Below are 26,082 nucleotides of genomic sequence, written 5' to 3' on the forward strand. Positions count from 1 at the left end.
ACTTAGCTTTTGATATTTATCTACCTTTTTTCTTTTTTTGTTCTTTTATAAACTTCCGAGCGTTTTTCATGCCACCTAAGTCATGAAACATTGTGTTAATTTTCTCTTTTTCAATCATTTTCGAATTTAAGCCTTCATATTTCGTTTCTTTTTTCAGTTTCCAATAACTTTCTAGCCTTTCAATGGATAAAACGCCATTTGCAATTGCTTTTTGCACAGCACAGTTTGGCTCATTTTTGTGTGTACAATCGTTAAACTTACATTGTAAGGAAAATTCATCAATATCAGTAAAAGCTTTTGAGATATTAGAACTAATAATTCCAATTTCTCTCATTCCTGGAGTGTCAATCACGACTCCTAAATTCGGCAACATGAACAGCTCTCTCCTTGTCGTGGTGTGTCTTCCCTTATCATCATTTCTGATGTCACTTGTATCTAACATGTCTTGACCTAGTAGCCGATTAATTAACGTAGATTTTCCCACTCCTGACGAGCCGATAAATGCTGCTGTGTGCCCTGCTGAGAAATAGTTTTTTAGTGAATTATATCCGTCATTTGAAATACTGGATGTAACCAATACATCTACACCTATTGCAATAGAAGATATTTCAGCAAGTCTTTCTTCAATATCTGTACACAAATCTGCTTTTGTCAGGACAATGACCGGGATTGCACCGCTGTCCCAAGCGATAGCAAGGTAACGTTCTAGCCTGCGAAGATTAAAATCATTGTTTAGTGACATGCAAATAAAAGTTGTATCAATGTTTGTTGCGACAATTTGCGTATCATGTTTGGAACCCGCTACTTTTCGTGCAAAAACACTTTTTCGCGGTAATATGTGGTGGATAATTGCGGTCCCTTGAGTAGTGTCAATCAAAACGAAATCTCCAACAGCAGGATAATGGGATAAATCTTTTGCATGATAGTGAAATTTTCCGGATATCTCTGCTGCAATTTCACCTTGTTCCGTGATGACTTTATAGAAATTTTTAGATTGGGATGATACACGACCAATAGAAAAATCGTTATATTCTTTAGACGCTTGTAACATTTCTTCAGTAAGTCCTAGGTTTTTCAACATCATTTCCTCCTAAAGTTTCAATCAAGACTTTTGGGAGGTTCTATGCATCGGTTTATTTCGCACATCCCTCCCTGTTTGCTACAATCTCCAAGTTTTGGTTGTTATTCATAAAAGCAACATCCTTTCTTATTTTTTAATACTATATCACATGTAAATCAGGGTACGAATATAATTGGACAACAATACTAGGAATGAAAATAATAAGAAGATGATTAAAAAAAGACAGACTATTCCCTTTAGAAAAAAAGTCTTAAAGTGTACGGCACTGAAAAAGTCGATTTTAATAAATTTTTATAATAAAAATACGCTCAGATCTTTTAGGAAGTGGGATTCACGAAGACTCCTACGGGAACAGCTTGAGCTGAAGACCCCGCAGGAGCTTGCGACGAGGAGGCTGAAGCCAAGCCCGTGGAAAGCGAAGTGAATCCCACTTTCTATTTAGAAGCAAATAATTACTATAAATTTTTATCGGTATTTAGTTTTTCAGTGGCTTCTTAAAGTGTGAGTCATTTTTTAATAACCTTCCTATTTTGCTTCATATGGACGTTTAATAAATATCATTGGATGTTAGCCATTCTAAAAAGCGTTGATATGGGTAGTAGGTAGTTCCTTTCAAAACAACTTTTGGTGCATCAGGATATTTACTTAACAATTCTTTTGTTTCTTCTTTCGTTAACCCTAAATATAGATGAAGATCCCTTTCGTCGATTAGTGTGGGTTGCGCAGAGTAATTAACTTTTGGATTTTTCAAGTTTTTTAAACCATCCCCAATAAAATAGCCCAAAAATGCTAGTCCTGCTCCTATCCAGAATAAGCCTGCATCCATTAAATATCCCCTTTCAAGAACAATCCTCAATTGGTTTCGCTTTATTATATATGATATTGTCATTTTACTAATAAATGCAGAATTCTATTGGAGAGGCGAGTTATTTCCGATAAACGTATTGTATTGTTTGTTAGTTAAACGATTATCGCTAAGTTTTGATGCTATCAAAATAGTGATAATTATTCAGCATCTGTGTGAATGGATTGAACGGAAAAACCATCCGTTAGCAAAAAAAGGTGATTTAAATTCTCGTATTTCATTTATTAGAGGAGTTGGCGTCCCGGGGTATTATTAGTCGTTAAAGAAAGCCAAGAAACTTTAAACATTGAAACTAATTCTAAAAATGAAGTTAAAGAGAATAATCAAAACTAGCTGACATTTTTGGATGTGAAGGATTAAATTAATAAAAGAGGTGTACCATTATAAGAGTGTACACCTCAAATTTATTAAAGCTAGTTCCTAATTTGTACAACTAGTTTTACATTGGCAACTCCCCATAGGTTGAATTTGTTGCAATATGCCAATCATTAATGGCGTTTGGTCTTCCACTAATCGATAATGCTTCCACGTTCCTACTTTTCGTTCCGTGACGATGCCGGCTTCCTTTAATTTTCGTAAATGCTGACTAACGGCGGGTTGAGAGATTCCAAGGACATCGACAAAATCGCAAACACAAACTTCCCCATTTTTCATACAGGCAAGTAGCTTAATACGGTTCAAATCGGCAACAGCTTTTAATTGTTTTTCCAATAATAAATGTTCCATTGTGCCTCCTAAACGATTATTGACTTGTTTCACTGAACGTTTTAATTCTATCCCCTATTTCATCACGAACTCGTTGGAAAACGGCCCACATCTCTTCTTCTGTTCCTTGCGCTTTCGCCGGATCATCAAAGCCCCAGTGTTCTCGTTTTACGGTAATTGGCGTGACGGGGCATTTATCCGCTGCATCGCCACATAAAGTAACGACTAGTTCTGCATTATTTAGTATTTCAACATCAATGATATTTGACGTTTGTTGCGAAATATCGATGCCAATTTCTTTCATTGCTTTCACTGCATTTGGATTTAATCCATGCGCTTCAATCCCGGCGCTTTTTACTTCCCATTCATCACTTGGTAACAGCTTCTTTGCCCACCCTTCTGCCATTTGACTACGACATGAGTTTCCAGTACATAAAAAATAAAGTGTTTTTTTAGCCATATGTAAGTCTCCTTTAGAACAGTAATAATGTGAAGTACAATCCTAATAACGTGATAAAGAGAATGGGTATCGTTAACACAATCCCTGTTTTAAAATAAGTGCCCCAAGAGATTTTTACTCCTTTTTGGGAAAGAACGTGTAGCCATACTAATGTTGCAAGGGATCCAATAGGCGTAATTTTTGGTCCTAAATCAGAGCCAATAACATTTGCATAAATTAACGCCTCTTTTACAATGCCGGTTGTATTTGTTTCAGCAATTGCTAATGCATCAATCATGACAGTTGGTAAGTTGTTCATTACTGAGGATAAAAAGGCGGCAATAAAGCCCATTGTCATCGTTGCAGCATATAGACCATGACTTGCATATGTTTCAATAACTCCAGCTAATGCGTGGGTTAACCAAGCATTTCCTACACCATACACAACGACGTACATGCCTATCGAAAATAGGACAATATTCCAAGGTGCCCCTTTTACAACAGCTTTCGTGTTCACCACATGACTTCTTCTTGCCATAAATAAAAAGAAGATAGCGATAATACCGGCTACAATCGAAACTGGGATATTCATAAACTCACTTGTGAAATAACCCATTAATAACAAGCCTAGTACATACCATGATAGGTGGAACATTTTGATATCTTTAATGGCTTCGTGTGGCTTTCTTATTTTCGATAAATCGTACGCTTTAGGTATGCTTTTCTTAAAATAAAGAAGCAATACGGAAATAGTTGCAACTAGTGAAAATACATTCGGAATCATCATTTTTGATGCATATTCCCCAAAACCAATGTTAAAGAAATCTGCAGAGACGATGTTTACCAGGTTACTAATAACAAATGGTAATGACGTTGTATCCGCAATAAATCCACTCGCCATAATAAATGGAAAAATCATTGCCTCTTTAAAGTTCAAATTTCGCACCATTGCTAAAACGATTGGCGTTAAAATTAATGCTGCTCCATCGTTGGCAAATAGTGCTGAAACAATGGCCCCTAAAATGCTGACATAAATAAACATTTTTATGCCATTACCCTTTGCTGCCCTCGCCATATGTAAAGCTGCCCATTCAAATAATCCGATTTCATCAAGAATTAACGAAATTAAAATAATTGCTACAAATGTTAGTGTGGCGTTCCAGGTAATGTGGATCACCTCTGACACATCCCCGAAATCCACTACCCCAACGATTAGCGCGAGGATTGCACCGCCGCAAGCAGACCAACCAATATTTAATCCTTTGGGCTGCCAGATGACAAAAATGAGTGTTACTAAAAAAATTGCAGTTGCGAGTATTGCAGATAGCACTTCTTGTTCCTCCTAGATGTTAATTACAAATATCATTATATAATAATTTACTTATATATAAATAACATTTTTATTATTAAAGTGACCTAAAGTCTAAATAATTTATTAAATGATTAAAATATTTAAATTAATTAACAAAAAAGTGAAAGAAAAATATTGACCCAGAGTACAAAAAGTATTATAAATAGTTTGGTAGTTATTTCATAAAAAGGAGAAATATATGTCACCTACTACACGTATTCACTTTATGGATTATTTAAAAGTTTTTCTTTCGTGCACTGTAATCATTCACCATGCAGGTCAACCTTATGGCGGATCAAATGGGTTTTGGTATGTACAAGATTCTGGTGTTGATTCTGACCTTGGCGCTTTTTTCGGTATAAACGCTGCCTTTAACATGAGCCTTTATTTCTTCCTATCTGCTTACTTTATTCCTCTTGCCTATAAACATAAAGGGAATATTGGCTTTTTCAAAGATCGTTTAAAGAGAATTGGTATACCTTTATTGTTTGGTTTTTTAGTGATCATTCCATTAATCATGTTCTTTTATTATAACGAATACCGTGGTTATCCTACCCTATCGTTTTTTGAATACTATAAGAATGTTTATTTTGGTTTTGGTGAACAACCGTTAAATTGGACGGGACCAACTTGGCCAGACTTAAACTTTGGCCATCTTTGGTTTATAGAACATCTATTAATTTATTCATTACTATATCTGCTATTGATGAATCTCTTTAAAAATATTAAGTTACCTAAAATGGCATTTATTCCAAACAATAAATCTATTTTTATATTTGCTATAATCATATCGTTCATCACTTATTTAGTTCGAACAAAATATGAATTAGATGAATGGATTGGCGTACTAGGTTTTATCCAAATGGAATATGCACACTTTCCTCAATATTTGGCATTTGTCATTTTAGGGATCACAGCTGCGAAAAGTAACTGGATTCACCAGATTTCAGCAAAGGTTGGAACGTTTTGGTTGTCTTTTGGGATTTTATTAATTATCTTAAATGTCATTGGATTGGTACCACATTCAAGGGGTGGCTGGGATGGTGATTCATTAATTTATGCAATCTATGAAACTTTTTTATGTACAGCACTTTCGATTGGTTTAATTGAACTGTTCCAACGTAAATTGAATAGGAAATCAAAATGGGTGGAGATTTTATCTAAAAATACATTTTGTGTTTACGTTATTCAAACCCCGGTATTAATGGGCATTCAATATGCGCTAATTAGTGTACCTGTTTCAGGCTATATCAAATTTGGGTTAGCATCATTTTTAGGTATTGTCTTAAGCCATTTTATCTCGTATTTTATTATTCGGAAAATACCGGTGATTAGTCTATTATTCTCTGGAAATAATCCTAGACGTTCTGAAAAGTTTGTCGCTCGGCTCAATAAAAAAACAGTTTAAATTAAGGAACCTTTCCTGCGAATTAAATCTTGCAGGAAAGGTTTTTTCAATTATTCTGTAGAGATTCCTTTAAAGAAAACATCAAAACTCATCATTAATTGGGTGATAAGATCATCTTCTCCCCCACCAAGACACCAGTGAGTTAATACACCAATAAACATTTGTATGGTTAGGTCCGCTAGTGTTTCTGGAGGTAATTTTGTCGTAAATTCCCCCGTCTCTTGTCCAAGTTTAAAAATTGGAACTAAAAGCGCACGGAGATTCCCCATATTTTCCATGTGGTCATTTAAATTATTTGTGCTGGATAATGTCGCCATTAATGTTGCCCTTCTCAATGACCGTGTATAATTTAGATTATGTACGATATTAATTAATGAAGATAGTAGTTTTGGAACGATTGGACTTGTGATATTCATTAACTTTTCCGCTTCTGAGTAGATTGAGATTCGTTCAAAATCTTCAATAACTGCCTCTTTCGTCGGAAAATAATTAAAAAAAGTACCTTTCGAAACGCCAGCCAACTTCGCAATATCTTCTACTTTTGTGGATTCATATCCATTTTCCGAAAATAATTTGAAAGCCGCATTTGTTATCGTTATTTTCGTTTGTTTTTTCTTTTCTTCCCTTCTCAACGATTTTTCACTCCATTTCTTGCAATAACAATAATATTAATTGTACTATAAATACCTTTTAAAAGAGTCATTATAAAAAAAACAGACAGCAAATATAACCGCTGTCTGACATAATTACAATAAAACATTACTTAGTTCTTTAATAAAATCATTGTAGTGAAGTTTGATGGCTATTTTTGTTTTGCCTTTTTTACTGGTTGGTCGATAATCAATATAAGACATTCCCTTTGCATCGGTGCCTTCAATTACTTTTGCATCGTAATTAATGTAATCAACAATGGTAGGATTTTTAACAACCAATATTGTAAGAAGATCGTGAATTGGTGCACCATTAATACCCGGGTTAGATTTCTTATAAAATTCGTAGTAATATTTATAGATTGGATCTACCAACGAAGCGTAAATGTTGTTTTTATTTTGAGAGATGGCATTGACAAACTGTTGAGTTAGAACGGCGTGTTGAGTCACATTTAGCGGTGTGATGGTTAAGTTGTGTGCATATTGAAGAATGAAGTTCGATGCAGCAGGATCACCGTAGAAATTAGCCTCGGCCAGTGCAGTGATGTTGCCAGGCACAAAGAAAGCACCACCCATCACATAAAAGGATTGAACCATCTTCATATGGTCTGGATATAAAATAAAGGCAGTTGCTAAGTTTGTAGAACGACCTGTATCCACAATAATGAGTTCATTTTTATATTTTTCTATTATGAAACGGATGGTATCAAAAGGATAAATCTGATAGCGAAAATTCCTTGGTATTTGTATGGGGCCCATTCCATCCTCACCGTGAATTTCCGGGTAAAATGTGACATCCTCATCTTGTACAGGTTTTGTAGCTCCAGGAATAATCGGAATATCACTTCTTCCTGCTAAATGTACCAAATAAGCTGCATTTGCTGTAGCTTTATCTCTTGTTATATTTCCATAACTCGTCACAATCCCAACTAGTTCAATATCTGGATCTAATATTGAATACATTATGGCGATAGAATCATCTATGCCTGGGTCACAAAATAAAAGGATTTTCTTCGTAATAAGCAGAACCCTCCTCGTTTCCACGATATTCCATTTAGAGATTAAAAATTACAAAGTACTAGAAACCAAGAGCATTCTTGGTTCCTTATAGTTAAAAGAAACTTATTTGAAAATTATTTTTCGGGGCAGATTGAACGTTAATGGAGTACATACGATCAATTTCTTTTTTTCGTGTCTCAACTTGATTTTTTAACAAGGTTTCTTGTTTTTTCCGTTCCTGCACTACTTTTTTGTACTCTCTTTGTAGTAATTCAGCTCTTTTTTCATCTTTCGGAATAACATCACCTTTAAACAAGTGATACGCCAGTTCAGAATAAGCATCCTCAAATTTTAGCTCGAGCGCATGATTCATCCAATACATTCCCTCTTTTGCGTTATTGACCGACAGATAGTAATTGGCGAGATTAAATGTGGCAAATGGATGTTGCTGATTTGCGGCCTTTTTATAATAATAAACCGCTTCTTCCATTTGATTGATATCCTCCAACATTGCGCCTAACGTAAATTGGGCTTGGGGATGGTTTTTATCAGCAGCACGTTTTAACATAACACGAATCGTACCTTCGCTCATTCCAAGATTTTCTGCCATTAGTGCAAATATATATTGCACGTGAGGATCTTCAAATGAGAAGTGTGGCGTTAAGTTTTTTAGCTGATTATTGACCTTAAATGTTTCTACAATTAAGTTCTCTCCGTAATCATTATAATCGGGTTGTATTAGCTGCAGCATGTCTTTTATATATGCCAAATCTCTTAAAAAATCTAAGCGGGTTTGAATGTTATTTACCTTTTGCTCATCTCTGTATTTTGCACTTGTCTTGAAGAAATGGCCAATTTTTTTCAATTCCTCTAAAGGTAGGTTTGTGTCATTGATTGCAAGGTGATAAACGTCATTTATTGAATCTGTTTGATCGTCCCCATCTATTTCAAATCGCAACAGTGCTTCTTTATAATATCGTTGTCGCTTACAGTAAATGCCGCTACCTACCCACTGTTTATTGCTGTCGAATTCTTTAATTTTATATTCATTTTTCAATGATATCCATTTTGGGTTCTTTTCAGCTGGATCTGCTCTTTTACAGATTTTAAAAATTGCTGCATATTGTTCTGCTACTTCAAAACATTCGATTGCTTCATCATATAATTGAGCATTTCTGAATAAATTGCCTGCTTCTTCATAATTCGCATGTTGTTTTTCAATGTAAGCCCGACAAACTAGTATTCGATTTTTAACTTCCTCATCTGCAGAAACATGTAAATAACAGTTTTTAGCCTGATCATATAACCCACGCTTGAAGAAAAGGTCTCCCCGTTCCTTCCAATCTGCATCTGAATAGTCGATGTCCTCTTTTTGTAGGTTAACAGATGTCTGTATTTCTAGTTGTTTCTGAATGTGTTCCATATTCCATATATCAGCTGATGTTGGGCCATCATAAATCCAACATTCCTTCATACCTCTCGTTACTGCAACATAAAGCAAGCTCGCTTCATAACGAATAAAACGCTGCATCACTAAGTCATCTTGAAATAACTCATTTTTGTTTATTCTATTAACGATCTTCTTCCATTGTTTCGCTTCACTAGACTCATCATGGAGAATTTTCCATAGTAAGACTTTTCGAAATTCCAATCCTTTTGCTTCATAAATCGTAAATAGTAATGGTTGTTTACTAGATTGTGCTAGATCTTTTGTGAGTTGCTCTTTGCTTTCCTCATCACGAATTAAGATGGCATCATATGGTCCGAAATGATTGAAGGTTGGAAATAAAGCATGATCCTCGATATCTTTTAAAAGTTTAGGCATTTCCCCATATTGGAATGGAACAGTTTGATCTGATTTATATTTAAAATCTGTATAATCTTTTTGCAACTGATTAATTTCCCTTGCAAATGAGGCGATATTCCCCGTATTTCGGAAGTTTTTCGATAATGAATGAACATCGGAAATGCCAATCTTGAATGTATGATAAAATGCGTTTTTCACATTTTCCCATCGAAATCCGCTATGATGAACGACTTGGTGATCATCCCCTGCAAACATTAAACGATTTGGTTTGTTGTTGGCTAGTTTGAAAAGTAGCTTTATATGATGCATCGTCAAATCTTGAATTTCATCACATAACACCATTTCAAAGGAAGGTAAATCGAGTTTCAACAGTTTTTGTAATAAATCCTGTTCATCAATCAAATAGTGCTTTGCTAAATACTCTTGGTAGGACAAAAAGATACGATAGACTTTTTTTCTGTTCTTATAAAAATTAGGTGCTTCATTGGAACTTAAAGCAACATACTCATTTTCAGATAAGAAGGTGTGAGAAGATTGAAAAAGACCGCCCTTGATGACACCACGAAATTCCTCCCAAAGCATAAGTGCAGGGAATTCTTTTTCAAGGTGCTGCCCTTTTGAAAGTTTTTGGTAGTACTGAATAAAGTGATCTTTCGTCACAATGGTTTGAAATCGTTCTTCCATATGGCGTTTTAAAAAATCTTTAAAAGTTAAAAATGTAGTTTGTCGTTTGTATTCTTCTTCTTCATCCAAACCTTTGACAAGACTTAAAAATTGTTTTTCCGCTTCGTCTCTCAATTGTTTCGAATAAGTAATATATAATTTAGAAACAGCTGGTCCCTCTAATAGTTTATGAATTAAAATAGTCGTTTTACCACTTCCGGCAGTGCCACTAATTAACAGTGGTAAGTCCATTTTTAATAGAGACCTCTGTTCGCTTGTTAGTCGCAATTTCATTTCCCAAAACTCTTCTAAATCTTCATCTTGTTTCATCATAAAACGTGTAAGTGTTTCTTCATCAATTTCATAAGCCTTTAATTGTTGAAATTGGTGGAAATAATAATCGTTTTTCCAAAGTTCTTTGTGATGGTTGGCGAATTGTTCGAAGGATTCTGTTGTCTCGATTTCTTCCGTTTGGTATAGTTCGTAATCTAGATCATCATCTACAATTGTTCGTGCAATGCGAATGACATCATCATGGTGAAGGGATAAACGAAAGACGAGGATGATGGTTTCAAGTAGGTCTGAATCGTAATAAATTGAAAAAAGCATGCGATTTCCTTTATCGATTCTTGCTTCAAAAATATTTAACTTTTTATTAACGGCTTGTAATCGTTTCACCCGCGTTCCATTTTTCCATAATCCATTTCGCAATCGATGAAGTCTTTTTTCCACACGGTTCATTTCATCTACAGAAAGCGTTTGCACTTCTTCTTTGGCGTAATCATGAAGACATACGGTATACATGTTATCTCCTCATTTCTGTGCGCGTTATATTTGTTTTTATTTTACCATAATGGGTGTTTATTTAACCTAGAGGATAGATATCGTTAGGATTTTGAATGGTTCTTAACAAAATTAGCGTTAAAAAGTTTGATTTTTTAAATTTTTTAGGTGCGTGGATATGAAAAATTTTATAAATTATAAGTGTCGGATAATATGTAATATTGCCCATAATAGAACCCGAGAATGCTAAGCTTTTATCACATTCACGGGTTTTAAATTGTATAAAGTTTTCAGAATTGTTTGTGTACCGGGTACAACAATGCTACACATAATTCATGCAATGCACGACTTGCTGCAACATAGGCTAATTTTCGATCTGCTATCGTATTTTGGTAAACCGATAAGTCTGGAATGATTACACAATCAAATTCCAGCCCTTTTGCCAGTGCCGCTTCAATGATGATTAATGATGAATGAATGGATTCACCAGCAGATTTTTGCCATAACACTTCTTCTAAGTCATTCTTTAATGCATGATATAATCTTTTGGCTTCATTGAAATTCTTACAAATAATGGCGATAGTTTGATAAGTGTAATCAGCTTTTTTTAAATACTCAACGTAATCTTTAATCCCTTTTAAGATGTCGGTATATTGCTGTTCTTTTACTGCTGGGCCTGATCTGTAAATTGTTGTAGGCAATTCAAACTTACCATTGCTAAACGGTTCTATAATTCGATTACAATATTCTACTATTTCCTTTGTTGAACGGTATGTCTTTTTTAAATTATAAAATTTGATATTCGGAAATATTGCTTGATAATCCTCCCAGGTATCAAATGTATTCGACTGATGAATACTTTGTGCCAAATCCCCTAGAAGCATAAAACTTTTCCTCGTTGTTAACTGCGTCAAACACCATAATTCATAAGGTGAATAATCTTGTGCTTCATCTGCAATAAGATAACTTAATGATTTTGAGAAACGTCCATTCATAATGATATGAATATTAAATAATGCAGGTAAATCGCTTTGCTCGAAAGTTTCGCCTAATTTCATTTTTGAAAAATCATCTTCGTCTGTGCTTTTAGTCGAATAAATCCGTCTAAGTACTTCCGCTTCATCCTTCAACCATTTAGTGGAAACAAAAGCATTGATTTTTTGAATATCGCTGTTAATTTGTTGCGTATTCATCTTTTGCTGTTCTTTCGGCTTCTCTGTATTGTAAGTTCTAGATGGCAAGGCTACTTCATGTTTTAAGTAGATTTCTCGTAACAGTTTATTTAATCGCTCTTCAAATTTAAATGACCACCATTGATTAAAACTATTTAGTAGTTCATTGAATTTTTGATTTAACTCTTCTTCCATCGATGCGTGATAAAAACGATTAAATTCTTCCGTTGCATTGTCTATTAAACGCTTCGTCGATGGTTGTTTCATAAAATCATCTAGTGCCACTATTAATGTTGGATGCTTAAAATGAATATGTTGGGAAATTCGCGAACTAATAAATTCCTTACTTTTTTCAGCAATCATTTCATCAATCACTTCATTTACACTAGACTTTATTTGAGAGTGAAATATAATTGCTGCACGATTCATAGATGCTTCATACTTGATTAATAAATTTTTAAAATTCGTTTTTAATAAGGGAATCAGTATTCTTTGTATTTGTTTGGCTTCTTCTGTTACAGCTGAGTAGAAAAATTCATTCGGGTCATTTTTTTTCTTATCACGCTTTACTTGTTGAGCAAATTTATTCAATACCGAGATGATTTCACTTGATAAAAGTTGTTCAATATTTGAAATATTTTTAGGGAATTCTAAAAACAATTCCTTCAACTCTTCATTAATAAATTCATCCATCTTGATCCTAATAGTAGAAATTAATTTTTCTTCACGTCTTCTACTTTCCAATGCCTTCTTTTCAATCATTTGAATCATAAAATTTTTACGATCGTTATATGGTAACTTTAAACTTTCATCGGCAACCTCTAACATCTCTAGTGCAGAAATGACGAAATCTTGATCTAAAACTAAATCTTCATTCCACAGTTTCAAGTCATTTAACAACATATTGGTTTTTCGTTCGATCCAATTTTTATATTGTAAACTTGTTTTCCACTCATCTTGGTGAGTGTTCATAAAGTGATTCACACCTACAATTTTTCCAAGGTAATTAGACAAGGTCGTTTGAAGTACTTTATATGTACCTAAGCGTGGTAATACTTTTTCAATATGTTTTAAAAACAACTCATTTGGTCCAAAAAATGCGATAGAGTCTTCGCTTTTTATCGTATTTTTATATTCTGTTAGTAAGAAACGAATTCTTTGTAAGGCGATTGCTGACTTTCCACTTCCTGCTGACCCTTGAATTATAATCACTTCATTTTCATTTATGGGCATTCGAATAATATCACTTTGCTCTGCGTCAATTGTTTCTACGATAATATCCATATCAACACCATGCTTGGATGCAAGTTTCTGGATTAACGCTTCATTAAATTCAGTTTCCCCTATTGGTTTATGTAGTTTAATAATTTGGCTTTGCTCGATATCTATATTTCTTGCAAAAGTTAGTTTCACTTTTCCTAATTTTGGATGGTTCACAAGTTGATTGTGATAGCGTTCTTTCTGTTCAAAAAGTTCTCCAATCGACGTTTCCCAATTTGTAATAAGAAACTGGTCCTGCCCTTTCCCATCAAACCCTTGTAATCCAATATAATACGTTGCCTTTTCATTCACTTCATAATCGTTTATGTCAATTCGTGCGTAATAAGGGGTTGGAATAATGTTATTGATCTCTTCACGTTCTCTGTGATCCATGATGACTTTGATAGGCGAATCTTTATGAAAACCAGCTTCATATAACTCTTTCACATTGTACTTGGCATTAATTTTTTTATCCGTTAACGCTTTTAAATAATTTATTAAGTTAGATAAGTGACTATATTCAAATGCGTCTTCTCGGCTATGGGTTTTATCTAGTAGATCTTCTGCTTCATCTATAAGCTGTGGAATAATATTCGGTTGAAAATCTAAAATGGTAAATGTTGATTGGTCTGGTAATGGAAATGAAATAAACTTTTCAATATTTTGTTGTAATTGATATTCGGCGTCTTCAATTATTTTACTTGGTAGACTCGATTCTGGTTGTGCCAATAGCTTTTTTAAATGTTGGATTTCTTGCAAAATACCACTTACATTTTGTTCTAGCATCTCGATTGACGTTTTAATTTCATCTTTTGTCAGCAACTTAACTTCTCCCTTCATTAACAAACAGCTAATTTACATCCCCTTAATGCATTTATTACAATTAAATATTAGCAAATATTTCCTAATGATAGAATGATAATTTTGCAATGCGGAGAAATTTGTCACATTTTGGCAGGAATATACTTGTATTAGTGGGACCTTATAAAATATTTTGCGTCAAATAAATATGATATTTAATGCTCTAGGGGCGTCAAATTTATTAAGTACAAAGGAACTGTCGGATAATATGCAAAATGGTGAAAAATAAAAAACCAAGAATGATGATTAATTTTGTCTCATCCTTGGTTTTTGCTTTCTAAATTGTATTAAATTTTCAGAATTGTTTGTGTACCGGGTACTGCTATCTTTTGCTGAAAGGCAAGATCATGCTCCACAAACACCATTGTAGGATTAAAGCTTTGAATGAGCTCTTCAATCTGGATGCGCGAGTAGATATCGATAAAATTTAACGGTTCATCCCAAATGTATAAATGAGCTTTTTCACATAAGCTTTTGGCAATTAGTAGCTTTTTCTTTTGTCCACCCGAATAATGGGAGATATCTTTCTCAAATTGAATACGGTCAAAATCCATTTTACGCAGGATGGATTTAAATAATGTTTCATCTATTTCATTGTCCCGAATATAGTCCGATAGCTGACCTTTCAAATGTGAAGTATCTTGTTGCACATAGGAAATCTTTAAGCCTGAACTTACATGAATCGAACCAGTATGCTGGATTGAATTCCCCAATATTAGTTTTAGAATACTACTTTTTCCACTGCCATTCTTTCCATTTAGTGCAATTCGGTCACCTTGTTCAATTTTAAAGCTAACTGGTTTATTGACAGTTTGACCATCGTATTGCACAGACACATCTTTCAAAACAACCAATTCATTTGAATGGAATTTTAATGGCTCTAATTTTAGGGGCTCCGTCTTTTCTACATTTTTCAGCAATTTCGACTTTTCCTCAATCGCTTTTTGTTGTCTGGATTCGATGTTTTTGGCTCTTTTCATCATCTTAGCTGCTTTATGCCCTACGTAACCTTTATCCAATTTAGAACCTGAATTCGTTGTCCCAATTTTTGAAGCCTCTACTTTATTTGACCAACCTGCTGAACGTTTTGAGGATTGTGTTAATCTGCCAATGTCCTTTTGTAGACGCTCGTTCGTCGCCTCTTCATGTTCGAGTTTGCGGTCAAAATTTAACTTCCACGATGAATAGTTCCCACTTTGAACTTGGATATTTGCTTTATTAATCGATAAAATATGGTCTACGCAACCATCTAAAAAGTTTCGGTCATGGGAAATTAAAATAAACCCTTTTTTCTTCTTCAGATAATTAGAGACAATCTTGCGTCCATCCGTATCTAAGTGATTCGTTGGCTCATCAATTAATAAAAATTGACCTTCATTTAGAAACAATGCAGCAAGCAACACCTTTGTTTGTTCACCATTTGATAAGTGATGAAACGGTCGGTACATAATTTCTGCATCTACATTTAGATAGGCAATTTCACGTAGAAATTCCCAATCTTCTGCTTGGGGGCAAATTTCGCTTAAAATTTCATACGTATATTTGCTTGGATCTGAAACGGGATATGGAAAATAATTAAATTCAACAGACGAATTGATTTTCCCACTATATTCATATTTTCCTAATAGTAAATTAAAGAATGTTGTTTTTCCTCGACCATTTCGACCGATAAATCCAAGTTTCCAATCGGTATCAATTTGAAAGCTAACCCCTTCAAATATATTGTCAAAACTACTTGGATAAGAAAACGTTAAATCTTGCACTTGTATCATGGCCATTATAGTTCCTCCTTTGTATTTCAACAGTTACAAAGTCGGTAATCCATCTATTCTTGAGTTCTCCGTATAAGTTTGATGGATTTAGCGACTTATCCGGAGTAAAACATGCGTCACAATTGTGTCATTATCGCTCATTTTCCCCACCCCTTTTTAATGAAAAAACCTCCCAAAAGTTGGAAGGAGTAGTCTTTGAAAAATACGCTTTATTTTATATATAGTAACATCTTTAATTGTGGAGTACAAACTGAATTAAATTCGTATGAGACGAGTAAACTTTTCATTGCAAGGTCTGTGTTAAGTGCTATCCACGTTTTATTACCTTTTTTAATAAAGAAAGGGTTCAACTACAACCACATATAAAGTATGCGGAAGTTTAGAATACACCCTACGAATATGTATTTATTTCTTAAATTCTTTAATATAAAAAGCTACTGAACCACAGTAAAAGAATGGACTTCGAGGCAAAAGTACGTACTTACAAAAGAAAGACAATCCACAATAATGAGGATCGCCTTTACTTAATCTTTTATTAATATTTACTCATCATCATACATATGACTAGATAATCTTGATATGTCAAGGGATACCTTAGCATCATCATCATAATTTGAAACTACTACAATATTTAACTCGGTAACAAAACTTAAATCAACATCAAGCGTTATCGATGGTAAATTTGTACTTACTCCATAAGAAGCTAACACATTTCCGTCAAAGTTACGGTAATCATCAACATTCTTTTTCACAAATGAATCATCCACAAAATAAACTAACGCTTCATTCCCTTCTTCTAAAGTTAAAGTAACTTCCATTGATTTATAAAGTTCATTTAAAAAGGCAACATAATTTCCGTGTTGATACTGTGAGTCAATACCATAGTTATAATAGGTTCCTATCGTAAATCCACCGTAGTTTTCCGTTGAATGTATCTCAAGATAATCCATGTTATAATCTTCATTCAGGATCGGGAAAAGTTTAAACGTTTCGGGTTCAAATTCCCTTACATTATCCATGTTTACATAGTTGACATTTGCTGTAGAAAAGTTAGATTCGATCGTCTCTGGAAGTAAATCGGTTAACCATCTGTAATTGGTGTAATAATTCAATGTATCATTTTTTTCATATGCCACCCAAAATAAATTGTATGGATTCGTCATTATGAGTAACTTTCCATCATTTTCTGGATTGTCACTATCTGTATTGATATAGGATTTGGCCATCTTTTCATTCGTATTGAGCGGTTTAAATTCAGAATATTTTTCAACTAATTCTTTATATAAACCTTCTCCTAGTAGAGTTACTAGTGCAAGATCTTGTTCAGGAGTTAAAAATAAAATTTGTTGGAAGTTTACTAATTTCGTTGGAACACGAACAAATTCTTCTCTCCATGTTTGATTGTCATCCATTAAAAAATCTAAATTTGAACACGCTTCACCTGAACCGTATACTAAGACTTCTAAATTTAAATTTTGCTCACTAAAATTAATCATGCAATCATTCGCGTTAAGTATGTATTGATGATCGTTAATTAAATTTGCAGAGCCTTTTGAAATGGTTTCTCCTGCTTGTTTAAATTCAAAATCAAATTTTTGGTCCACATTGTTTGAGATTTCAAGCTTAACAGATTGATCCGTTTGTGTTTCAGATTTCTCTGCCTCTTTATCTTCTAATACCCATTCCCCAACCCAGGCTGTCGGATTTGACTTAATTTCAGTTACTTTATTTTCTTTTACATTTTTGGAGGTATTCGAATTCGAGTTTGAGTTAGAGTTCGAACTACTTTCACCACAGCCTACTAGTACTAATACCATTAATGTACTAATCAGTAGAAATTTCCACTTTTTAAACAACATTATTTACTCCATTCTATACAAATATTTTTGAATATTAAAATAACTTTTACATAATACCATAGTATTAGTATAAAAATAATATTTATTTGAAAAAATTTGGTACCAGTTCTATTATTTGTGTCTATAGATTAGTAAAAGATTTTGGCTCTTCCATGATTGTATAAATCCTCGTAGTAACCCAAGTTATTTAGAAGCTTTCGTTGATTTTTCTTTCCATTATCGATTCACACAATTAAACAATTTTGTTCTTTTTACACAAAAAATCCCTAAAAAAACATAAAATCACTTAACTTATTGCATTCGAAGCTTATTTAATTGTATTTTCGCTATCAATCTAGGTATTTAGTTTATAATATATGTAAAATTTGGAATTAGGTTGGTTCTTTTTGATTTATATAACGCTCTATACGTAGGTCTATAATCTATTTTTAAACTTACTGGTTAAAATTTTATAGTAGAATTGTGGTGCATATCGATGTCTATGAAATTGAAAATCTATTTTTTAACGACAAGTCTTGTAATCATTACGGCAATCGTGTTACTTGCTCTTAGTGTTCATTCTATATGGAGTCACATTGAAGAGGAAAAGTTCCAGGAAGTGTCTTCACTTGCTCTCCTTCTTGATAAAAATATAGAAGGTACCTATGAGGACTTAGTAAAAATAAATGGGGAAAACGGAGTAACGATTGAAGCATTAAACAAGGAACTACAACCGTTTATTGATAAATTGACAGATGCTTATCCTGGCTATGGTACTGGCTATTACGTAAAAGAGTTAAACTCAATTGTTGCATTTGGACCCGATTTTAAAAAAGAAGGATTAATCGATATTAGTCCTGATTCTTTGGCAAGGAATGTCTATAAAACGAAAGAACCTTATCAATTCCAAAATTACTCACAAACAAGAGATGGTGTTGTCCTAGCCAATATCCGCCCTATCATTCGAGATGGTGAAGTGATTGGACATACTTGGGGAAATGTATTAGTTGAAGATATGAATTCCCTCTTTGTAAAAGAATTAAAAAAAGGTATTGGAATATTAATTGTTATTTTAGTCATTGGGTTAATTGGCTCTCATGTGATTACTCGACAATACATAAAAAATTTAAAAGATTTCCGTAAACGTGTTAAAAGTTTAGATTTAAATCAGCAACAAGCCCCGAAATTTGGAGCAGATTTAATGGAAGTCTATAATGATGTTGTTTCTAGCCATGTCGCCTTAGTGGAAAGTGAACAACGTTTTCGTGATGTGGCGAATGCCTTTGAAGAATTCATTTGGGAAACCGACTTAAATGGAAATTATATTTATCTTTCTGAACGTGCTACCCATATTCTAGGGTATGAGCCACATGAGTTGATTGGAAGAAATACGGTTGATGCTGTCATTAAAGAAGATCAAGAATTCATCCGAAAAACGTTAGAGAAACATTCTAAGGAAAAAACAGGATTCCGAAATTTAGAATACCGCAAAATAACAAAAGACGGTGAATTAATCTATTTAAGTACCAATTGTGTCCCGATATTTAATTCTGAACAAGAAGTTATCGGTTTCCGAGGTGCTGCACGAGATATTTCTACAAAGAAAAAACATGAGCAACAAATTCAGTATTTAGCTCATTATGATTATTTAACAAATCTCCCAAACCGTTCGTCATTAGCACAAGCAATTAGTGAACTTATAAAAGAAAATAAACCATTTGCACTCCTATTTGTTGATGTTGATCACTTCAAGACCATTAATGATTCTCTAGGACATACGATGGGTGATGATTTATTAAAGCATATTGGAAAGCGTTTAACAGATAGCATTTCTTCTTCGGATCAAGTTTATCGATTTGGTGGCGATGAGTTCATAATCGTAATGAAAAATTTCGAACATATAAATGAGATAAAAAATCGTACGCTGAAAATAGTAGATTATATGGCACAACCAATATTTATCAATAACCAACAATTGTTTACCTCGATTAGTATTGGGATTAGTAAATTTCCAACTCACGGAATAGATTATGAATCTCTCATTAAAAATGCAGATATGGCAATGTATACGGCGAAAGAAAATGGACGGAAACAGTTTATAATTTATGCGGATGAATTTGGTGAGAACGTAAATGAAAAATTTGAATTAACAAATAATTTATATGATGCGCTAAATAAAGAACAGTTCCTATTAAATTACCAGCCACAAGTTGACCTACATTCTGGGAAAATTGTTGGTGTTGAGGCTTTAATTCGTTGGCAACACCCAACAAAAGGTATGATTTCTCCTGCAAAATTCATTCCGCTTGCTGAAGAAACGGGCTTGATTAATCCACTAGGTTTATGGATTTTACGCAGAGCATGTTTAGATCGAAAACAATGGCTGGATGCAGGGATTCAAGATATTCGAGTTGCAGTGAATATTTCTATCAAGCAATTCCAACAAGACAACTTTGTTGAAACGGTCTTAGATATATTAGAAGAAACTGGATTAGATCCAACCTATTTAGAATTGGAAATTACAGAAGGTATCGCAATGAATAAGCATCAAGATGTGATTAAAAAATTAACTTTATTAAAAGAAAAACTAATTTATGTTTCAATTGATGACTTTGGTACAGGGTATTCTTCTTTAAGTTATTTAAAAGAGCTTCCAATCAATCAACTAAAAGTCGATCAATCTTTTGTTCAAGGTATTTGTGATGGAAATTACCAAATTCTACAGTCGATTATTACCCTAGCGCAAGCAATGCAACTGAATGTGGTTGCTGAAGGGGTAGAAACAAAAGAACAGGCCGAAATGTTGAAGGAATTCAAATGTTCAATTGCACAAGGGTATTTATACTATAAACCAATGCCTGCAGAGGATTTGTTAGCTGTTTTAAATCCATATAACCTCACTTGCTAACAAAATAACACAAAGAACAGCTGAAGCTCCAATCAATTCCTTAGCACATACCCATTAATTCGTGTTTTTTAAAAACCAAGAATGTTAATTTAACAGCATTCTTGGTTTTCATTATTTTAGAATAAATCAATATGGGTAATCAGAATCTGCTTGTTCGTATAAGTACTTGTTCAAACTTGTTTGACAATGGAAATGAATCCCACACTTTACTATGTGTTATTTCAACCACTTCATAATTCTACTGCCTGTATAGCAGAGTAAGTAAGCAAAAGGTAATATAACTCACAAGTAATGTCACGCCACCACCAATATATATAATCATTGTTATAACTTCTGGAAAATTAAATGGCTTAACCATGTATAACCACATGCCGAATGTTAAACCTACTGTACCTAAAATTGCGCTCCAAACGTGTACTTTTGCCAAAACAGTCTGTGTTTTTTGGAAAACCTTATAATATACTGCCCACGCAAATAGACTTAACCATCCAACTACAAGAATATGTGCATGGATTGGGCGAAATGCATATGAACCTGCGCCAGCCATATGTGCGCCTAATATAGCTCCTATTAAACCAAAAACACTCGCAAATCGTAATAGTACTAGACTATATTTACTCAAAATAATCCCCCCTTTTTAAATCCACTTTTAATGTCCTCTTATAAGTTACTTCATCAATATGAACAGAGTGTGAATAAATTTTTACAAAAAAATCCACTCACTGATGATTGATACCTTAATCGTCAATGAATGGATTAACTTTGATTATGAATTGTAAGGTAGCTCTACAACAAATTTTGTTTTTACGATTTCCTTACTTTCCACCTGTAAATGACCATTATGTAGATTGATTATATCTAATAACATTTGTTAGTAAATTATCCCTTGGCATTTTCAGCTGAGGCTGGTCGACCTTCCTTCACTTCTACTAAAAAAATAGTAGCACAAACCATGGTTTTGGTTTGTACTACTAATGATTGTATGTTTAGTTTCTTGATATTGTTAGATTTAACCATCCAAATAGTATAGTGAGGATTGGACTTAGTAAACAGAAGAACGCAAAAGGCAAATAGTCGATTACGGATACGTCAAGCATTGAGGCAATAAATAACCCACAAACACTCCAAGGGACAAGCGGATTCACGACAGTACCCGCATCTTCCATTACCCGGCTTAAATTTTTCGGATGTAAGCCTAGTTCTTTATACTTTTGCTTAAAGGCTTCCCCTGTTAATAAAATCGATAAATACTGTTCTCCAACTACTATATTAATCCCAATTGCAGTTAAAGCCGTACCTGTAATCAATGCGCCAACTGATTTTAATAAATTGTCAATTTTACTAAGCAATGTTTGAATAATACCTAAAGCAAACAATAACCCACCCATGCTGAGGCTAAGCACCACAAGCATAATTGTAAAGAACATACTACTGATACCACCACGAGTTAAAAGTGAATCAATTACTTCAACGCCTGTTTCAGAAACATAACCACTATATAAAATGGCACAATATTCACTAACTGATAAAGATGTATGAAAAATTGATAAGAACAGCGCTACAAGGGAACTTACAATCAGTGTTAAAAATGCCGGCACTTTTTTGAATGTGCAAACAATCAAGACTAAGAGTGGCACAATCGCATACCAATGTACAAAATTTGTATCTTGTAAACTAGCCTGATAGAACTCAATAGTCGTGTTATTGACTCCTGCTACTGAAGGCGATAAAACAGCATATAGGACACCGCTAATGAAAAACGCAGGAATCGTTGTCCAACTCATATTTTTAATATGTACAAATAAATCAATATTGACGATGCTCGCTGCTAAATTGGTTGTATCTGACAATGGAGACATTTTATCGCCAAAAAACGCTCCGGATACAATCGCGCCAGCCGTTAATGCTAGTGATGCATCAATCGCTCCTGCAATACTTACAAAAGCAACCCCTATCGTCGCTACAGTCGTTAATGAACTACCAATGGCTGTACCGATAATGGCTGTAATGATAAAGACAATCGCATAAAAGAAACTAGCCGATACGAGCGTAAAACCCATATATAAAAGTGTTGGTATTGTACCACTTACAATCCAGCTACTAATCAATATACCGATTAAAAAGAAGATATAAATAGCTCCTATACCTGAAATGGCTCCAGATTTCATACTTTCTTCCAACACGTTAAATGGCACACGCTTTAGCAAACCATAAAAAATGAGAAGAATAATAGATAAAAGAATTGGGATATGTGGCGTACTACCAAACTTACCGATTGCAAAAGAAATGATTGAAATAACGACAATTACAATGAATAATGCTTCGAATACTGACGGTTTTGATTTTGCCTCAATAGAAAACATATGCTGCTTACTCCTAGATGAAATTATTTCACGATATTAACTTTAACACTTCAACGCGACAAAGTCTTTATCATTCTAGCATGTAATTGCGCTATGTCAATAGAGGGAGATTTTAAGATGTTAGAAAAGGCAAAGAATTAGGGCTTTAAACGCGCTTCTAAACAGGTAAAGCTTTTCATACGTGACAATAAGCGTGGTAACTTGGTTGTGGAGGTAGAGAAAAGCCAATCGTGAAGTGCTGAAGGAGAACTTGCTTCTTTTGGGTGACTTTGAATATAGAAGATCTAATACAATTGAAATGACAGAGAAAACTGTTACTAATCCGGCCCGTTAAAAAAATAAACGCGTTTTTAAATAAACGCGCAATTGGTAGATCGTTATTCAAGTTATTTATCTGTTTGATGTTGCTTCTTTTTCAAATACTCCGCACGTATTTTTTCAAGCTGCTGCTTTTTATCAAATTTGGCAGGCTGGTTTTTCTCATGATACTTTGTCACAGCTACCTTACCTTTTGTATCCAATTGATATTTCCCCACTTTGTTCACCTACTTTTCCATGTCTTTAAAGAGAATCTAATCAACAAATATAATATATCGTATTTTACTAAACAAACCTTATTATGTACTGTTAACCTTGCATATATCAATAAATACATTAAAATTCAGCAAATTAATTCAAGATTCATCGCCAAATAGTGTTTTAATTTAAAATCTCTATTAGAAATTAAACATCTTTTCAATGTTATTTGGTTCTATGCTATCTTCTTCTGTCCGAGAATCATAATAATGATTTTCAACAGTTGTAATTTACTGACCGCTCTGAAATGAAAGAAAATAAAAAGTACTGGACCTCTCATTTCGCCCTTTAACGAATTGTGAGTTCTACTAAGGAAGATTCCACCTTGCGTTAAAGATTATTACAAATAATAAATCTCCAATTCCTTACGTTTCAAGTTTTACCTTCAAGTTAATATTTCCTCTCAACCTATTAAAGTTAGAAAATGTTTGCACAAAATTCCACCAAGTAAAAATATATTCAATTACATTCCCAAGCACACACCTATTGGACTTATGCCTCATATTCTAAGCGTAAAAGAAATGAGGGAGAATATGTATGGGTGCATTAGGTGTTGATTTGTCAGCGCTGCATTGGATTTATGTCGTGTTCATTGTGTTGATTATTGGGTTTATGGTCAAACGCCGCGATACTACGTTGATCTGTATCATTGGGATTTTTATGTTGGCGATTGTGGCGACGGGTGATTTGACGGCTTCCATTAGTGGCGTCTTTAATAGCTTTATATACGCCATCACCGAACTGTTGTCGACGATCTTGATTATTTCGATAATTGTTGCGATGAGCCGGGTGTTGATGAAGACGGGGATTAATGAAGTGATGGTTTCACCGTTTACGAAGATTATTAAAAATCCAACACTTGCTTATTGGACGATTGGGATTTTAATGATGGTGATTTCGTGGTTCTTCTGGCCTTCTCCAGCTGTGGCGTTACTTGGGGCGGTGTTGTTACCGGTTGCGATTCGGGCGGGACTTCCGGCGCTTGGTGTTGCAAAGGTCAATAAAAGAACCTTTTATAAAACATCATTTAATTGTTTGATTTAAATTTACATATAGTAGAAATTAAAAACCAAGAATGTTAATTAAATAGCATTCTTGGTTTCCTATTTCAGAAATAACTTACTAGTTTCTTATTTCTCTAAATAATAACTATTCCTACCTTTACCATCTAATTCATCTATATAACCTAATAACTTTCTTAATTGACGGGGATAGCCCATTTGTACACGATAAAACTTTGTCGTCTCATTCGGATACATTGCTCTAACCTGTGCAAGTTTCGCCATTTCAGAAACATCGTATTTTGTTTTAGACATAATAAAATTTCCAGTAAACTGACTAAACTCTATTTGACTAATCCCTTCTTCATTACCCTCCCAACAATATAACATAACTTTTTTATGTAATAACTCTAAATTGTTTTGTTCAATTAATAAGCGATAAATTAAATCGCATTTTACATCTAACGTAATATTATCTCGATTTTCTTCAAATGCCTTATGTTGCTTTTCTAAAACAAAAACAATGATTCCCATTAAGTTATCAATCATTTGTAGCAATAGATCTTTTTCTGAAGATGCCTGTTCAACATCCACAACTTTATAAGCTTTTTTACGATATGCGGAATGTGCATTCATTTGTTCAATAATTTTCTTTTCCAATTCAATTTTTTCATATTCACTATTTTCATCGATGACAATTTTAATAGGTTGTCCTGTAGATAAATCTCTTGTCAGTCCATAAAATAAACGTTCAGGAATTTTCACATAAAATAATTCACGTAATTCCGCCATCTTAATGTCCATAGCTGTTGTTAGCTTCTCAGCATCGCCTTTATTAACAATCATTAAATTTAATTGAATGGGTTGACTTAATACGTAATGCAAGGCTTTAAAATATTTTTCAAAATTCGTATCTTGCGTATATTCAACAAAATGCATTTCCGACTTTGACCTTAGTGTTTCATTCAAATTATTTATATATTGACGAATATTATTGGCTACTGTTTCATCCATCCCTAATGCACCGTAATAAGAATAGTCAATTCCGGGTTGATCTAGTTTATTTGATTCATCAAAGTAAATAACATAGGACATCTTTCAACCTCCTTCAACTTTACAAAATAAAACACGTATACTATAATAATAACAATCATATTATATATTTGAGCAAATTCTTTCCCCACTGCGTTAGTAGGGCTGGAATCGCTCTTAAAGCACCTTTTCCCCGCTGCGTTAGTAGGGCTGAGGTGCTTTTTATTTTCTTTAAGTAAAATATACCATAAAAATTTATATGTAGTAGCTATTCTCATAGATAAAAATCTCTCTCAACCTATTAAAACGAAAACCCCCACCTGCTATACTGCTTACAATACATCTTAAGTAAAAAATGTATCCAATCAACACCCTAAGCACACACCCATTAGACATTTGCCTCATATTCTAAGCGTAAAAGAAATGAGGGAGAATATGGGTGCATTAGGTGTTGATTTGTCGGCGCTGCATTGGATTTATGTTGTGTTTATTGTGTTAATTATCGGGTTTATGGTCAAACGCCGCGATACTACGTTGATCTGTATCAT

General features: G+C 33.8%; 17 protein-coding genes and 1 pseudogene. 3 read left to right on the forward strand and 15 right to left on the reverse strand.

The window, feature by feature from the left end; translation table 11 throughout:
* Positions 1-16: 16 nt before the first annotated feature.
* From rsgA to CRO00_RS16745, 5 genes are all read right to left on the reverse strand, one after another.
* The gene (rsgA, locus tag CRO00_RS16720; RefSeq protein WP_237658459.1) at positions 17-1,081 is read right to left on the reverse strand and encodes a ribosome small subunit-dependent GTPase A; all 1,065 of its coding nucleotides are present in this window, start codon (positions 1,079-1,081) and stop codon (positions 17-19) included.
* A gap of 547 nt (positions 1,082-1,628) precedes the next feature.
* Positions 1,629-1,907, reverse strand: a complete 279-nt coding sequence (locus tag CRO00_RS16730) for a DNA-binding protein (RefSeq protein WP_097074819.1) — start codon at positions 1,905-1,907, stop codon at positions 1,629-1,631.
* 459 nt (positions 1,908-2,366) lie between these two features.
* Complete coding sequence (locus CRO00_RS16735; RefSeq protein ID WP_097074820.1) at positions 2,367-2,672, reverse strand: ArsR/SmtB family transcription factor; 306 nt, start codon at positions 2,670-2,672, stop codon at positions 2,367-2,369.
* Between the two features lie 16 nt (positions 2,673-2,688).
* Positions 2,689-3,111 (reverse strand): arsenate reductase (thioredoxin), encoded by a 423-nt coding sequence (arsC, locus tag CRO00_RS16740; protein WP_097074821.1) that lies wholly within the window; start codon positions 3,109-3,111, stop codon positions 2,689-2,691.
* A 13-nt stretch (positions 3,112-3,124) separates the two neighbouring features.
* Positions 3,125-4,420 carry an arsenic transporter gene (locus CRO00_RS16745; RefSeq protein WP_097074822.1) on the reverse strand — a complete coding sequence of 432 codons (1,296 nt, stop codon included), beginning with the start codon at positions 4,418-4,420 and terminating at the stop codon, positions 3,125-3,127.
* A 220-nt stretch (positions 4,421-4,640) separates the two neighbouring features.
* Between CRO00_RS16745 and CRO00_RS16750 the strand changes: the two genes are divergently transcribed.
* Positions 4,641-5,849 (forward strand): acyltransferase family protein, encoded by a 1,209-nt coding sequence (locus tag CRO00_RS16750; protein ID WP_097074823.1) that lies wholly within the window; start codon positions 4,641-4,643, stop codon positions 5,847-5,849.
* Between the two features lie 50 nt (positions 5,850-5,899).
* On the opposite strand, the gene CRO00_RS16755 is transcribed toward CRO00_RS16750, so the two are convergent.
* The 6 genes from CRO00_RS16755 to CRO00_RS16780 all read right to left on the reverse strand — a co-directional run bounded on the left by CRO00_RS16755 (position 5,900) and on the right by CRO00_RS16780 (position 17,672).
* Entirely contained in the window at positions 5,900-6,481 is a 582-nt protein-coding gene (locus tag CRO00_RS16755; protein WP_097074824.1) for a TetR/AcrR family transcriptional regulator, read from the reverse strand.
* 114 nt (positions 6,482-6,595) lie between these two features.
* Positions 6,596-7,519, reverse strand: a complete 924-nt coding sequence (locus CRO00_RS16760; RefSeq protein ID WP_419865884.1) for a nucleoside hydrolase — start codon at positions 7,517-7,519, stop codon at positions 6,596-6,598.
* A 91-nt stretch (positions 7,520-7,610) separates the two neighbouring features.
* Positions 7,611-10,772, reverse strand: coding sequence for a UvrD-helicase domain-containing protein (locus CRO00_RS16765; protein ID WP_097074825.1), 3,162 nt, complete (start codon positions 10,770-10,772; stop codon positions 7,611-7,613).
* A gap of 269 nt (positions 10,773-11,041) precedes the next feature.
* The gene (locus tag CRO00_RS16770; RefSeq protein WP_161946719.1) at positions 11,042-14,005 is read right to left on the reverse strand and encodes a 3'-5' exonuclease; all 2,964 of its coding nucleotides are present in this window, start codon (positions 14,003-14,005) and stop codon (positions 11,042-11,044) included.
* Between the two features lie 326 nt (positions 14,006-14,331).
* Positions 14,332-15,822, reverse strand: coding sequence for an Lsa family ABC-F type ribosomal protection protein (locus tag CRO00_RS16775; RefSeq protein WP_097074827.1), 1,491 nt, complete (start codon positions 15,820-15,822; stop codon positions 14,332-14,334).
* A gap of 536 nt (positions 15,823-16,358) precedes the next feature.
* On the reverse strand, positions 16,359-17,672 hold the full coding sequence (locus CRO00_RS16780) for a hypothetical protein (RefSeq protein WP_141396983.1): 1,314 nt from the start codon (positions 17,670-17,672) through the stop codon (positions 16,359-16,361).
* A 478-nt stretch (positions 17,673-18,150) separates the two neighbouring features.
* On the opposite strand from CRO00_RS16780, the gene CRO00_RS16785 reads away from it, so the two are divergent.
* Positions 18,151-20,562, forward strand: a complete 2,412-nt coding sequence (locus CRO00_RS16785; protein WP_097074829.1) for an EAL domain-containing protein — start codon at positions 18,151-18,153, stop codon at positions 20,560-20,562.
* Between the two features lie 238 nt (positions 20,563-20,800).
* Here CRO00_RS16785 and CRO00_RS16790 read toward each other — a convergent pair whose 3' ends face one another.
* From CRO00_RS16790 to CRO00_RS20360, 3 genes are all read right to left on the reverse strand, one after another.
* Positions 20,801-21,184, reverse strand: a complete 384-nt coding sequence (locus CRO00_RS16790; protein ID WP_097074830.1) for a hypothetical protein — start codon at positions 21,182-21,184, stop codon at positions 20,801-20,803.
* A 364-nt stretch (positions 21,185-21,548) separates the two neighbouring features.
* The gene (gene nhaC / locus CRO00_RS16795) at positions 21,549-22,925 is read right to left on the reverse strand and encodes a Na+/H+ antiporter NhaC (protein ID WP_097074831.1); all 1,377 of its coding nucleotides are present in this window, start codon (positions 22,923-22,925) and stop codon (positions 21,549-21,551) included.
* A 386-nt stretch (positions 22,926-23,311) separates the two neighbouring features.
* Complete coding sequence (locus CRO00_RS20360; protein WP_097074832.1) at positions 23,312-23,461, reverse strand: hypothetical protein; 150 nt, start codon at positions 23,459-23,461, stop codon at positions 23,312-23,314.
* Positions 23,462-24,038: 577 nt separating this feature from the next.
* Here CRO00_RS20360 and CRO00_RS16805 point away from each other — a divergent pair.
* Positions 24,039-24,494: pseudogene (locus tag CRO00_RS16805) on the forward strand (hypothetical protein); the annotation flags it as partial.
* 137 nt (positions 24,495-24,631) lie between these two features.
* Here CRO00_RS16805 and CRO00_RS16810 read toward each other — a convergent pair.
* The gene (locus CRO00_RS16810; protein WP_097074833.1) at positions 24,632-25,597 is read right to left on the reverse strand and encodes a DUF3800 domain-containing protein; all 966 of its coding nucleotides are present in this window, start codon (positions 25,595-25,597) and stop codon (positions 24,632-24,634) included.
* Positions 25,598-26,082: the final 485 nt, after the last annotated feature.

Origin of the sequence: Ureibacillus xyleni (genome assembly GCF_900217795.1) — a bacterium.
GTDB lineage: Bacteria > Bacillota > Bacilli > Bacillales_A > Planococcaceae > Ureibacillus > Ureibacillus xyleni.